This window comes from Gordonia pseudamarae (genome assembly GCF_025273675.1).
Classification (GTDB): Bacteria; Actinomycetota; Actinomycetes; order Mycobacteriales; family Mycobacteriaceae; genus Gordonia; species Gordonia pseudamarae.
The window spans coordinates 2,861,474-2,874,362 of sequence record NZ_CP045809.1; the positions used below are offsets into that span (position 1 = coordinate 2,861,474).

Annotated in this window: 15 protein-coding genes; 5 read left to right on the forward strand and 10 right to left on the reverse strand. The window is 67.8% G+C overall.

All coding sequences use genetic code 11. The annotated features are described in order from the left end of the window. Window position 1: 1 nt before the first annotated feature. Both GII31_RS12625 and GII31_RS12630 read right to left on the reverse strand, forming a co-directional pair. Complete coding sequence (locus GII31_RS12625; protein ID WP_213243520.1) at window positions 2–400, reverse strand: TA system VapC family ribonuclease toxin; 399 nt, start codon at window positions 398–400, stop codon at window positions 2–4. After that, entirely contained in the window at window positions 397–627 is a 231-nt protein-coding gene (locus GII31_RS12630; RefSeq protein ID WP_213243521.1) for a hypothetical protein, read from the reverse strand. The genes GII31_RS12625 and GII31_RS12630 overlap by 4 nt, the downstream gene beginning before the upstream one ends. Before the next feature lie 162 nt (window positions 628–789). On the opposite strand from GII31_RS12630, the gene GII31_RS12635 reads away from it, so the two are divergent. Further along, on the forward strand, window positions 790–1,794 hold the full coding sequence (locus GII31_RS12635; protein ID WP_260839966.1) for an IS481 family transposase: 1,005 nt from the start codon (window positions 790–792) through the stop codon (window positions 1,792–1,794). 293 nt (window positions 1,795–2,087) lie between these two features. Here the strand turns inward: GII31_RS12635 and pheT are convergent, their stop codons facing one another. The 6 genes from pheT to infC all read right to left on the reverse strand — a co-directional run bounded on the left by pheT (window position 2,088) and on the right by infC (window position 7,997). After that, window positions 2,088–4,580, reverse strand: coding sequence for a phenylalanine--tRNA ligase subunit beta (gene pheT, locus GII31_RS12640; protein ID WP_213243525.1), 2,493 nt, complete (start codon window positions 4,578–4,580; stop codon window positions 2,088–2,090). Window positions 4,581–4,619: 39 nt separating this feature from the next. Continuing rightward, window positions 4,620–5,687 (reverse strand): phenylalanine--tRNA ligase subunit alpha, encoded by a 1,068-nt coding sequence (pheS, locus tag GII31_RS12645; RefSeq protein WP_213243530.1) that lies wholly within the window; start codon window positions 5,685–5,687, stop codon window positions 4,620–4,622. Between the two features lie 137 nt (window positions 5,688–5,824). Further along, the gene (locus GII31_RS12650; RefSeq protein WP_213250299.1) at window positions 5,825–6,655 is read right to left on the reverse strand and encodes a TrmH family RNA methyltransferase; all 831 of its coding nucleotides are present in this window, start codon (window positions 6,653–6,655) and stop codon (window positions 5,825–5,827) included. 13 nt (window positions 6,656–6,668) lie between these two features. Next, window positions 6,669–7,049, reverse strand: a complete 381-nt coding sequence (gene rplT, locus GII31_RS12655) for a 50S ribosomal protein L20 (protein WP_005189871.1) — start codon at window positions 7,047–7,049, stop codon at window positions 6,669–6,671. Between the two features lie 51 nt (window positions 7,050–7,100). Continuing rightward, entirely contained in the window at window positions 7,101–7,295 is a 195-nt protein-coding gene (rpmI, locus tag GII31_RS12660) for a 50S ribosomal protein L35 (RefSeq protein WP_005178720.1), read from the reverse strand. A gap of 111 nt (window positions 7,296–7,406) precedes the next feature. Further along, on the reverse strand, window positions 7,407–7,997 hold the full coding sequence (gene infC, locus GII31_RS12665; protein WP_213250302.1) for a translation initiation factor IF-3: 591 nt from the start codon (window positions 7,995–7,997) through the stop codon (window positions 7,407–7,409). Window positions 7,998–8,296: 299 nt separating this feature from the next. Here infC and GII31_RS12670 point away from each other — a divergent pair, with 299 nt between their 5' ends. Together GII31_RS12670 and GII31_RS12675 are read left to right on the forward strand one after the other, a co-directional pair. Beyond that, on the forward strand, window positions 8,297–8,704 hold the full coding sequence (locus GII31_RS12670) for a DUF1844 domain-containing protein (protein WP_213243532.1): 408 nt from the start codon (window positions 8,297–8,299) through the stop codon (window positions 8,702–8,704). A gap of 37 nt (window positions 8,705–8,741) precedes the next feature. Next, a complete protein-coding gene (locus GII31_RS12675; protein WP_213243534.1) occupies window positions 8,742–9,080 on the forward strand; it encodes a PspA domain-containing protein in 339 nt (112 codons plus the stop codon). Between the two features lie 6 nt (window positions 9,081–9,086). On the opposite strand, the gene GII31_RS12680 is transcribed toward GII31_RS12675, so the two are convergent. Beyond that, on the reverse strand, window positions 9,087–9,920 hold the full coding sequence (locus GII31_RS12680; protein WP_213243536.1) for a sigma-70 family RNA polymerase sigma factor: 834 nt from the start codon (window positions 9,918–9,920) through the stop codon (window positions 9,087–9,089). Window positions 9,921–10,030: 110 nt separating this feature from the next. Between GII31_RS12680 and GII31_RS12685 the strand changes: the two genes are divergently transcribed. Then, window positions 10,031–10,492: a carboxymuconolactone decarboxylase family protein gene (locus GII31_RS12685; protein ID WP_213243538.1), complete on the forward strand. Its 462-nt coding sequence runs from the start codon at window positions 10,031–10,033 to the stop codon at window positions 10,490–10,492. Window positions 10,493–10,615: 123 nt separating this feature from the next. Here GII31_RS12685 and GII31_RS12690 read toward each other — a convergent pair whose 3' ends face one another. Further along, on the reverse strand, window positions 10,616–11,182 hold the full coding sequence (locus GII31_RS12690; protein WP_213243540.1) for a helix-turn-helix domain-containing protein: 567 nt from the start codon (window positions 11,180–11,182) through the stop codon (window positions 10,616–10,618). Between the two features lie 68 nt (window positions 11,183–11,250). On the opposite strand from GII31_RS12690, the gene GII31_RS12695 reads away from it, so the two are divergent. Next, on the forward strand, window positions 11,251–12,879 hold the full coding sequence (locus GII31_RS12695; RefSeq protein ID WP_213243542.1) for an SAM-dependent methyltransferase: 1,629 nt from the start codon (window positions 11,251–11,253) through the stop codon (window positions 12,877–12,879). The last annotated feature ends 10 nt before the right edge of the window (window positions 12,880–12,889 follow it).

The window sequence follows — 12,889 nt, forward strand, 5'->3', positions numbered from 1 at the left end:
CTCAGAGAGGTGGGACCCGAACTGCACCTTGTGGCACAACCCTCACCAACGCCTCGTCCATGGTTGCGAGCACTCCACCACGCTCAGCGGCCAACGATACGAGGTAGGCATCGGTGACCTGGCGGTGACCACGGACATGACCAAGGGAGGCGTCGGCGTACGACAGCGAGTCGGGCCAGAACTCGAATCCGGACCTCATGCGCACCTGACGCAGGATCGCGACGGCAGTATCCGGCTTTTCGCCGATCCGCACCAGGAACCGAGCCAAGGCACCCTCCACGATCGGACAGACTGCAAACCGCTCCACGCCCGCTGCCCACACCGATGCCCGCGCGTGGTGCTCGTGTTCGACGATCGTGAGCGCTATCAGCACATTCGCATCGAGAAGATACGTCGTCACTCGTCGTCCAATGCGTCCGCGACATCCCGCGAGGAGACCCTCCTGCCGATGCTGACCACAGGAAACCCCGACCGCTCGTCGGTAGTTATGCGGAGCGGTTCATCCAGGTGCGACAATCCGCGCACCGTCAACTCCGCGAGCGTCGTCGACAGCGACTGCCCCCTGGACCGGGCCAACTCGACAACCCGCTGATGAAGTTCCGGGGACAGCTCAACAGTGGTCCTCATCTGTGCATCTTAAGTGATGCAACCGTGATGCAGCAATACGACGCCCAGCATCCGGACCGCCTAGCTGTACTTCCCCGACACGTTGTGAACATCTGAGGTAAGGCGAAGACCTCCGGGCAGGATGTGGGTTACCACACTCACCATCTAGCCACGGAGGTCTTCGTGACTCACGCTAACGCACCTTTGACGCCCGAGGGGCGTCGCCGTCTTGCTTCCCTGATCATCGATGAGGGCTGGTCTTTGCGGCGCGCTGCCGAACGGTTCCAGTGTTCGCCGGCCACGGCCAAGCGGTGGGCCGACCGTTACCGCGCCGGCCAGTGCCTGACCGACCGCAGTTCCCGCCCCGCCCGCTCACCGGCCCGGCTGCCCCGACGCACCGAACGACGAATCATCTGCCTGCGTTACTCCCGCCGGTGGGGACCGCACCGGATCTCCTATCACCTGGGTATCGCGCGTTCGACGGTCGGTCGGGTCCTGGAGCGCTACCGGATGCCGCTGCTGTCGAACATCGACCAGGCCACCGGACTACCGGTGCGCAGACCGAAACCGAAACGGTACGAGGTCGACCGGCCCGGACGACTCGTGCACGTCGACATCAAGAAGCAAGGCCGAATCCCCGACGGTGGTGGCTGGCGTGCTCATGGTCGCGGATCGGCCGCGGACCGTACTGCCGGTGTGGCCCGTGGCCGGGCAGCACGCTCGGGAGCACCGCACTCGCGGGGCTACCGCTACCTGCACCATGCCGTCGACGACCACTCCCGGGTGGCGTATTCGGAGATCCTCGACGACGAACGGAAAGAGACCGCGGCCAGATTCTGGCGGCGCGCCAACACGTTCTTCGCCGAGCGCGGCGTCGAAGTGACCGCGGTAATGACCGACAACGGTTCCTGCTACCGCTCCAACGCGTTCGCCCAGGCACTGGCCGAGACCGGGATCAAGCACAAGAAGACCAAGCCGTATCGGCCGCAGACGAACGGGAAGGTCGAACGTTTCAACCGAACCCTGGCCGCCGAGTGGGCCTACGCCCGCCCCTACACCAGCGAAGCCGAACGCACCACCGCCTACACCGCGTGGCTGCACCACTACAATCACCACCGACCCCACACCGGAATCGGAGGCCAAGTCCCCTCAGGCCGCGTTCACAACCTCACGGGGAAGTACACCTAGCAGACGAAGTTGCCTTGACAGGTACCCGAAGATCGGCTGGCCTGAATCCGTCCATGAAGTCGCGTCGTCTATCACCGGCGAGTTCCGGCCTCTGAAGTGTCCGTGACCACTTGTCCTGCGGGAGGATGCCCCAGCGTTGGGATCGGCACCAGCGAGTTCTGTGACATACAAGGAATGCAGATGCCTCTGACATTTTCCGGCTACATTGCCGTTCGGCGATTCGCCTACTGAGGAAGTTCGTCAAGACAGGCCGCTACGGTCTGCGATCCGGCCACGAAGGCTCGTGCGAGTACTCAGCGCAGCCGAGCGCCGATCCGCCGGTCCGCTTCTTCGACGGCGGCGAGTTTGGCAGTGTTAGCCTCGTCCTCGGTGAGGGTGCGGTCACCGGCGCGGAAGCGCAGTGCGAAGGCGAGGGATTTGTTGCCCTGGCCGACCTGGTCGCCGGTGAAGACGTCGAACAGTTCGAGTGACTCGAGGAGTTCGCCGGCACCGTCGCGTAGGGCGTCGGCGACATCGGCAGACGGCACCGATGCCTCGACCACGACGGCGAGGTCTTGCAGGACTGCCGGGAAAACCGACACCTTGGGCGAGGGCAGCACCGTGGTGAGGGGCAGCGCGTCGATATCGATCTCAAAGGCGCACAACCGTTTCGGTAGCCCCGCACGTTCCAGGATCGCTGGGTGGAGTTCACCGGCATGGCCGACGGTCACACCGTCGACGATGACGGCGGTGCAACGGCCCGGATGCCACGGCGCGAAGTCGACGGCCGACAGTTCGATCTCGACACCGGCGGCACCGGCGGCGGTGCGGACCGCTTCGAAGGCGTCGAGGTAGTCGGCGGCGCGGCCGGCACCCCACGGGCCCGCCGGGTCACGCAGGCCGGTGAGCACACCGGCCACATACAGCGGCTGGTGCGGCAACGATGCGTCGAGGGCGGCGATCTGGGTGTCGTCGGGGCGCTTTGTGACGTCGAGGGCATCGACGGCAGCCACGTTGTCGCCGGCGATGACTACCTGACCGATAGTGAACAGCGCCAGATCCCGTTGTCCGCGAGCGATATTGCGGGTCGTCATCTCCAGCAGACCCGGCAGCAGCGTCGTGTTGAGTTCGGGCCGGTCCCGTTCGAGCGGGTTGAGCACCTTGACGGTGCGACGGCGATCGTCGTCGGCAGCCAGACCCCACTGATCGAACACCCCGGCCGGCATGAACGGGTACGGCAGCACCTCGGTGAAACCGTCGACAGCCAACACCTTCCCGATGCCGCGACGGCGCCGCTGGGCGGCGGTGAGCCCGGTTCCGGCGGGCGCCCGCGGCGGGATGGCCGGAATCAGTTCCAGGCCCTCCAGCCGCAGCACCTCTTCGACCAGATCGGCGCGCTGACGCAGATCGGGACGCCACGACGCGGGGGTGACGGTCAGCGGATCGGTGCCGGACACGGCGCAACCCACTTCGGCCAGGCGGTTGGCGGTGGTGCCCGGCGCGTACGTGATACCGGCAACCCGGTCGGGTTCGTCGGCGGCGATGGTGATCGGGACGGCGGGCTCGGTGTCGACGCGCACACCGGCCAGCGGGGAGGCGATCTTCCCGCCCGCGATCTCGACGATCAACTCGGCGGCACGATCGGAGGCCGCGACGGTGATCTCGGGGTCGACGATCCGCTCGAACCGCTTGGATGCCTCCGAGGTCAGCTTGTGCCGCTTGCCGGTGCGGAACACCCGCACCTGATCAAACGTCGCCGACTCCAGCAGCACCGTGGTGGTCTCGCCGGACACCTCGGTGGAGCCACCACCCATCACACCGGCCAGGGCGATCGGCCCGGACTCATCGGCGATCACCACATCTTCGGGATCGAGCGCGCGTTCGGCACCGTCGAGGGTGGTCAGCTTCTCCCCCGGTGCCGCCGACCGGACCGTGACGGTGCCGGTGATCTTGTCGGCGTCGAAGGCGTGCAGCGGCTGACCGAGTTCGATCATCACGTAGTTGGTGATGTCGACGATTGCCGAGATCGGGCGGATCCCGGCCACCAGCAGACGCTTCTGCATCCACCACGGCGACACGGCCGTCGCGTCGACACCGGTGATGACACGGGCGGTGTACCGGGTGGCCGACGAATCGGGTTCGATCACCACCGGCCACGCGGCGCGGCTGCCGTCCTGCCCGTCCGGTATATGGGCGAGTGCCGGGCGATCGGCGCCCGGATCGACGAACGGTACCCCGAAGCTGCCCGCGAGCTCCCGGCCCAGGCCACGCACCGAGAACGCGTAACCGCGGTCGGGGGTGACATTGATGTCGATGGCGGTGTCGGCCAGGCCCAGCACTTCGCGGGCGTCTGCGCCCGGCGCGGCGGTGCCCGGGGCGAGCACGAGGATGCCCGACGCGTCGGCACCGATTCCCATCTCGGCGACCGAGCAGATCATGCCGTCGGAGGTTTTCCCGTACGTCTTGCGGGCGGCGATCTCGAAGGGACCCGGGAGCACCACACCGGGCAGCGCCGCCACGATCAGATCACCCTCGGCGAAGTTGCGGGCGCCGCACACGATGCCGCGCGGCTGCTCCTCGCCCACGTCGACCTGGCAGAACCGGATGGGCTTCTTGAACTCGGTCAGTTCCTCGATCGATTCGACCCGGCCGACGACCAGCGGGCCGGTGATCTCCGGGAACGGTTCGATGTCCTCGATCTCGAAACCGACGCGCACGAAACCGGCGTCGACCTCCTCCGCGGTGGCCGACCAGGCCGGGTCGCCCTGCCGGAGAACGTCGGTGAACCAAGACAGTGGAGCACGCACGTGAAGTCAGCTACTTTCGTCGAAAAGTGGTGGTCGTGGTCAGACTGCGGGGCCGAACGGCTGGGTGAAGCGGACGTCGCCCTCGACCATGTCGCGCATGTCGGGCAGGTCGTTGCGGAACTGCAGAGTACGTTCCAGGCCCATACCGAACGCGAACCCGGAATACACGTCGGGGTCGATTCCACTGGCCCGCAACACGTTCGGGTTGACCATGCCGCAGCCGCCCCACTCCACCCAGCCGGCGCCGCCCTTCTTGCCGGGGAACCACACGTCGACCTCGGCGGACGGCTCGGTGAACGGGAAGTAGCTCGGCCGCATCCGGGTGGTGGTGTCGGGACCGAACAGCGCCTTGGCGAACACCTCCAGTGTTCCGCGCAGGTTGGCCAGCGTCAGCCCCTTGTCGACGGCCAGGCCCTCGATCTGATGGAACACCGGGGTGTGGGTGGCGTCGAGTTCGTCGGTACGGAACGTGCGGCCCGGGCAGGCCACGTAGATCGGCAGTTCGCGGGTTAGCATCGAGCGCACCTGTACAGGTGAGGTGTGGGTGCGCAATACCTGCCGGGAGCCTTCGGGTGCGATGTAGAAGGTGTCCTGCATCGAACGGGCCGGATGGTCGGGCAGGAAGTTGAGGGCGTCGAAGTTGTGGTGCTCGGTCTCCACCTCGGGGCCTTCGGCGATCTCCCAGCCCATGCCGATGAACACGTCGGCCACCTGCTCGGCGATCACCGTGATGGGATGCCGGGCGCCGACGCGGCGACGGCCGCTCGGCAGTGTCACGTCGACCGACTCCGCGACCAGCACCGCGGCGTCGCGTTCGGCGTGCAGCACCTCGGTGCGCGCGTCGAGGGCGGCGCTCACCTTGCCGCGCACCTCGTTGACGAGTTTGCCGCCGGCGGATCGCTGGTCCTTGGGAATGCTGCCCAGGGCGCGGCGGGCGAGCGCGATCGGCGACCTGTCGCCCAGATGGGCGGTCTTCGCCTCGGCGAGGGCGTCGAGATCGGCGGCAGCGGCAAACGCCTCGATCGCAGCCGACGCGGCGGCGTCGAGCTCGGCCGGTTCCGGGAACGTCCACGTTCCGTCGGCGGTGGGGGCGTCAGAGTTGGCCACGGTCGGCGATCTCCTCGTGTTGTCGCTGGGTGTGCCCGATTGGACCCCATAAAGACTAGTCGACCGACGACAACGGCCAGGCCGCAGGCCGACGAAGCGGTCCGAGCCATGGCGTCCCCATACGACCCCTACAACATTCAGGCCGACCGTCGTGCCAGGACACGAGCGCTTTCATAGAGGCAGATGGCGGCCGCCGCGGCGATATTGAGGCTTTCGGCGCGGCCACGGATGGGGATGGAGACGCGATGGTCGGCGGCGGCCAGCACCTCGTCGGCGAGTCCGTGCGCCTCGTTGCCGAGCAACCATGCGGTGGGCCGGGACAGCACGCCCTCGGCATCATCGAGGGACAGTTCGCCGTCGGCGGCCGTTGCCAGGGTGGTGATGCCGGCGACGCTAATCCGGTTCAGGCCGTCGGCGATCGACCGTTCCCGGATGATCGGCAGATGGAACACGCTGCCAGCACTGGACCGGACACATTTTCCGTTGTGCGGGTCTACCGAATCACCCAGCAGGACAACGGCATCGGCGCCCATCGCGTCGGCGCAGCGGATGATGGTACCGGCATTGCCGGGTTCGCGGGCCTCGACGGCGACGGCCAGCAGTCGCGGTTGGGCGGCCAGGACCTCGGTCAGATCGGCGTCCAGGAGCTCACACACCGCGAAGATGCCCGGCGGCGTCGTGGCCTCGGACAGTTTGGTGACGGCCTTGTCGGTGAGTTGCACGACGTCCACACCCCGCGATGCGGCGTCGGCCAGCACACCGTGGTGACGTTCGGCGTCCCCGGACCGCACCAGCACGACCAGAGCACGGCCGACAGCCAGCGCGGCGGCCACCGAGTTGGCGCCCTCCACCAGGAAGCGCCCCTCGTCGCGGCGTACCGACGGACGGTGCAGCTTCGCATACGCGACGACCCGCGACGAACGTTCGCTGAGAACATCCGTCGCGGGTCGGGAAACGTTGTCGTCTATGACAACCGGCCGATCAGGCGGCCGGTGCGTTGACGTCGGCCGGCAGCGCCTTGCGGGCGACCTCGACCAGGCCCGTGAAGGCGGCGGGGTCGGTGACGGCGATGTCGGCGAGCACCTTGCGGTCCACCTCGACTCCGGCGGCCTTGAGGCCCTGGATGAAGCGGTTGTAGGTGATGTCGTTGGCGCGGGCGGCGGCGTTGATGCGCGCGATCCACAGCTTGCGGAACTCGCCCTTGCGGGCACGGCGGTCCCGGTAGGCGTAGGTCAGCGAGTGGAGCTGCTGTTCCTTGGCCTTGCGGTACAGCCGCGACCGCTGACCGCGGTAGCCCTTGGAGGCCTCAAGGGTTGTCCGGCGCTTCTTCTGGGCGTTGACGGCCCTTTTCACGCGTGCCATGTCTTAAATCCTTCTAGTTCGTCAGAAATCTGGTCTCAAGCGGGCCGCGGGTCAGCGGTTGAGCAGGCGCTTGATGCGGGGGGCGTCGTTCTCACTGACGACGGCGACACCGTCGAGACGGCGGGTGCGGCGCGACGACTTGTGCTCCAGCAGGTGGCGGCGGTTGGCCTTCTGGCGCACGATCTTGCCGCTGCCGGTCACCTTGAATCGCTTCGCGGTGCCCTTGTGGGTCTTGCTCTTCGGCATGAATCTTCCTTCATTCGAGCGAGCGGGAACACGCGCCGGTCACGCGGTGCGTTCTCGTTCGCAGGGACTGCGTATGACGTCGGCGATACCGCCGCCGACGCGCTGATGTGGCTAGCTGGTCGGTGCGTCGCCGTCCGGGCCCGGCTGCGGCTTGGCGCCGCGCTCCTGCTGGGCCTTGACGCGGGTCTTGGCGCCCTTGTGCGGGGCCAGCACCATGGTCATGTTCCGGCCGTCCTGCTTGGCTGAGGTCTCGACGAACCCGTATTCGGCGACGTCGTTGCCCAGACGCTGCAACAGACGGAATCCGAGTTCGGGACGGGACTGCTCACGTCCGCGGAACATGATGGTGACCTTCACCTTGGACCCGTCCTTCAGGAACCGGACGACGTGACCCTTCTTGGTCTCGTAGTCGTGGTCGTCGATCTTCGGGCGGAGCTTCTGCTCCTTGATGACGGTCATCTGCTGGTTGCGGCGCGCCTCGCGCTGCTTCTGGGCCGCTTCGTACTTGAACTTGCCGTAGTCCATGATCTTGCAGACCGGCGGACGGGCGTCCGGCGCGACCTCTACCAAGTCCAGGTCGGCCTCGTAGGCCAGACGAAGCGCATCTTCAACACGCACGATGCCCACCTGCTCCGAATTGGGCCCGACAAGACGGACCTCCGGTACGCGGATGCGCTCGTTGATGCGGGTCTCAGTGCTGATGGGGCCTCCTTGATCAAAACTTTCATGGTGACCACCGGGGGCTGCTCGACAGGGCCGCGGGAGCGAGGCACTCAGCACAAGAGCCCCGGGACGAATGGTCCACAGGGCTCCGATACCGACCGGTTCACCGACACGTGTGTCGGCCCGAACCCGTGCATCGACTGCGATGCGACGAGGTTCGGCTGGGAACCGGACCGTACAACTTCGGCGAGAATCGCCGTGTCGTGACGGTGGGAGCGGAACTCCACTTGCGACCCCGGCAAGAACCGGGGCGGTCGTACTGTGGGAGTCTAGCAGCCATGACCTCAAACTCCTATTCGTCACCTGGGGATACACCCGACGGCGACGTCATCGGCGCCGGAGACGAACGGCAGCAGACCGATCGTGACAACGTCCGCGACCTCGCCGATATTCCATCCATCGAGGTCATCACCAAGTCCATCGTCATGCTGATGAGCGCCGCCGCGGAAAAGCTCGGCCTGGCCGAGGGCGCCGCCGACGACACCGTCGACCTCGACGAGGCCCGCAAGCTGATCACCGCGCTCGCCGGTCTGGTCGATGCCGCCAAGGCCGATCTCGGCCTGCACGCGGCCCCCGTCCGCGACGGACTCAAGGGCTTGCAGCTCGCCTTCCGCGAGAAGAGCGCCTACCCCGACGCCCCCGGCGACGGCCCGGGAGAGAAGTACACCGGACCGGTTCGCGGATAGCCCCGCGGCCGTTCGCGGCGCACGTACGCTGGTCGGTGTGAGCACACCTGAATCGCCCGGCGGCACCGATCCCGGGATCGTCGACGCCGAGGTCGTCGAGCAACCGCCGGTCACCTCCCCGGCATCCCCGGCCCCGGTATCCCCCTACGCGGGCGCCGCGCCGACACTGCCCGACCCCGACTACTCGGAGGCCGGGGTGCCCTCGTTCGACTTCGTCCGCGACAAGATCGAGAAACGCGTCGCCACCGCCATCGGTTCGGAGGTACTCGCCGAGGCGTCCGCGGAAGGACACCAGGCCGACGACGCGTTGCGCAGACGCAACGAGGCCGCGAAGAAGAAACTCGACGAGATCCGCAGGTCCATGGGCGGAGCCTGACCCGGTTCAGTCCCCGAGCGCGCGGATGTCCATCACCTCCAGTTCCGCTCGGCGCAGGGTGGTGTCGATCGCCGCGATGTGGCCGCCCGCACCGAAGGTGAATTCGGTGACCAGCAGCACCGGACCGCCGATCGGCACCGCGATACCCACGACACCGTCGAGCAGCGCCGCGTAGGCGGTGACGGCGCGCCCGCGGAACGCCTCGGCGATCGCGGTACCGCCGACGATCACCGCCGGATCGGCCTCGTCGGAGTGGGTGCGAAAGATCGCGTCCGGGTCGAGCAACTCGACGAGGGCATCGAAGTCTCCGTCACGTGAGGCCGCGATGAACGCCCTCACCGCCGGCCCCCGGTCGGCGGAGACGACTCCGGTCGGGTCCCCGTGTCCGGCCAGCCGGCGCCGCGCCCTGCTCGCGAGCTGCCGCGTCGAGGCAGGCGACCTGCCGATCACCGAGGCGATCTCCCCGAATGGCACCGCGAACACATCGTGCAGGACGAAGGCCACCCGCTCGGCGGTCCCCAGCTCATCGAGGACGGCACTCAGGGCGGCCCCCACACTGTCGGCGAGCGCGGCCAGCTCCTCGGGCCCCGGACCCGCCGCGGCCACCTCCACCTCGGCCACGTCGGTCACGACACGCCGGGCCCGCAGCATGTCCAGACACACCCGCGAGGTCACGGTGCTCAGCCAGGCCTCGACGTTGTCGATGTCCGCCGAATCGGCGCGCGCCGCCTTCAGCCACGCCTCCTGAACGGCGTCGAGCGCGTCGTCACCGGACCCCAGCATCCTGGTTGCCAGCGCCACCAGCCGGGGGCGCGCGTTCTCGAAAACTGCCGGCTCCATCGATCTCCCATTCCTTCGTGTCACAACTGCACGCGGTCATCCGTCACAGATATGACGGGGCGACCGAACCAGGTGTGACAGCCCCGCACACGATCCGAAGGAAACCCGAGATGTCCGCACCCCGTATGACCGCCCCCGCCTACGTCCTACCGGGCGTCGCCGACGCCATGCAAGCGATCGGCAAGGCCGTCGAGGCCACCGGCCTGTCCCCCGAACTCCTCGAACTCGTCCATCTGCACGCGAGCCGGCTCAACTACTGCAGTGTGTGCGTCGACGGCCACTGGCGACTTGCCCGCAGGTTCGGCGCGAGCGAGGAGAAGCTGTTCGCCGTCGGTGTGTGGCGGCACGCGCCGTACTACTCCGGCGCCGAACGGATCGCACTGGAGATCACCGAGGAACTGACCCTGTTGCCCGGGCACCCGGAGGCGCTCGGCGACGAGCTATGGGACCGGGCGGCGGCCGAGTTCTCCGAGGGGCAGCTCGCCGGCCTGATCATCGCTGTCGCACAGATTAATTCGTGGAACCGGATGAATCATGCGGTGCACGGCCAGGCCGGGTCCTGGCGCCCGTAGCCACCGCGATACCGGCGATCGGTGGGGATGCGTCGTGGGAGCGTCCCACCGATCGCCGTCACGTCAGGCACATCTGCCGGGCAACTCCTGCGGAACGATCCGCACCGGAAACGACATCGAGGCTCACGCTTGTTGGCCGGGCGCGGTGTGCGTATGCATCCGCACCCCGTCGTTGTTGAAGATGCTCAACACCTGCGCGGGCCTGCCACCCGCGGCGGACATACTGTGCGGAACGCGGGTGTCGAACTCGGCCGCCTCCCCCCTGGTGAGGATCAGGTCCTGGTCGCCCAGCAGCAGACGAAGCCTGCCGGACAGGACGTAGAGCCATTCGTAGCCGTCGTGCACCCGCGGCTCGGGCGCGTCGCGAACGGGTGGGTAGGTGATCTTGTACGTCCCGACCGGTGCTCCCTCCGGCGCGAGCGGCGCGATGACCAGGCCGTCCCGGTGGATCACCGGCCGGCGGATCCGTGGGTCGCGGACAACCGGTGTGACCAGGTCATCGAGACTGATGCCGAGCTCCCGGGTCAGCGGTACCAACAGCTCGAGGCCGGCCTGCCGCTTGCCCGACTCCAGCCGCGACAGCGTGCTGGTCGACATCTCCGCCTTCGCCGCGAGTTCCTCCAGCGTCCATCCCCGGCCACGCCGCAGCACACGCAGCCGGGCCCCGATCTGCTTGACGTCTACCGACATCCGGCACTCCTTTGCCAATTCAGCAAATACGTTTGCAATTGTTCCATACTGCCGGGTGGACTGGTCCCATGAGCAAACATTGGGATGTCATCATCGTCGGCGGCGGGGTCGCCGGGCTCTCCGCGGCTCTCCTGCTGGGACGTGCCCGCCGGCGCGTGCTGGTGGTCGACGCGGGCAGTCACCGCAACCGCTTCGCGGCACACATGCACGGGGTCCTCGGACAGGAAGGGACCGACCCCGCCGAGTTGATACGCCGGGGCAGGGATGAGGTGAGCGACTGCGACGTGACCGTCCGCGACGGGTCGGTGACCGGGGTCGTCGACGACGACCTGGGCCTGCGCGTCTCCCTGGCCGACGGCGACACACCGACCACCCGGGCACTGATCGTGGCCACCGGCCTCACCGACAGACTGCCCGACATCCCCGGAATCGATGCCCAGTGGGGAACCCGGGTCCTGCACTGCCCGTACTGTCACGGCTGGGAGGTCCGCGACCGGCGGCTGGCCGTACTCGGCACCTCACCGATGTCGCTGCACCAGGCTGAACTGATCCGGCAGTGGAGTCATCATGTGGTCTTCCTCACGGCCGCACTGGGTGCGATCGAACCGCAAGCACAGGCACGGCTACGGTCCCGGGGCGTCGAACTGATCGATGTGCCGGTCACCGAGGTCGTCGGCGACGGCGACGGACTGACGGGCGTGCGCCTGGCCGACGGTCGCCTGCTCGAGCTGGACGCGATGTTCGTCTCCCCCCGACCATGTCCACACGACGGGTTCCTCGACGATCTCGGTCTCAGGCGTGCCGGCAACCCGGTGGGCAGCTTTATCGACGTGGACGCCACCGGGCAGACCAGCCACCCACGGATCTGGGCGATCGGCAATGTCGTCAGCCCGTTTGCCAACGTCCCCATCAGCATCGGGGCCGGGGCGATGACCGGCGGCGCGGTCAACATGGCGCTGGTCACAGAGGACTTCGATCTCGCCGTCGCGGGCGGGGCCGAACCGGAGGAGTCCGCCGCCGACCACTGGGAAAATCAGTACGCCGAGCGTGAACGCCGCTGGTCGGGCCGGGCCAACCCGACGATGACAGAGGTCGTGTCCGCGTTGCCGGACGGTTCACGCGGCGACGTGCTGGAACTCGGGTGCGGTGAGGGCGGCGACGCGGTGTGGCTGGCCGAACACGGTTGGCGGGTCACCGCGGTCGACATCTCCGCGAGTGCGACGACCCGGGCCGCGGCCGGCGCCGCGGAGAAGGGTGTCGGCGACAGGATCACCTGGGTCACCGACGATCTGACCACCTGGACCACCGACGACACCTTCGATCTGGTGACGGCCACCTTCTTCCATTCCGCCGTCGCGCTGCCGCGCACCCGGATCCTGCGCCGGGCCGCCGACCGGATTCGTCCCGGCGGCCACATGCTGATCATCTCCCATGTCTTCGAGAACCCCGGCGACATCCCGCCGTGGGCGGGCCACCACCACGGCGCCGAGAACGACGACACCGCATTCGGCGACCGGATCCGGCATCTGCTGACACCCGCCCAGGAACTCGCCGAGCTGGCCCTCGAGGAGCACGGGTGGGAGGTGGTGACGCAGCAGGTCCGCACCCGCGAGGCCACCGGCCCCGACGGCCACCAGACCGCATCGGTCAAGGACGGGGTCGTCCTCCTGCGCCGCACCGGCGCGAACGCGCGCTGACCACCGTCGA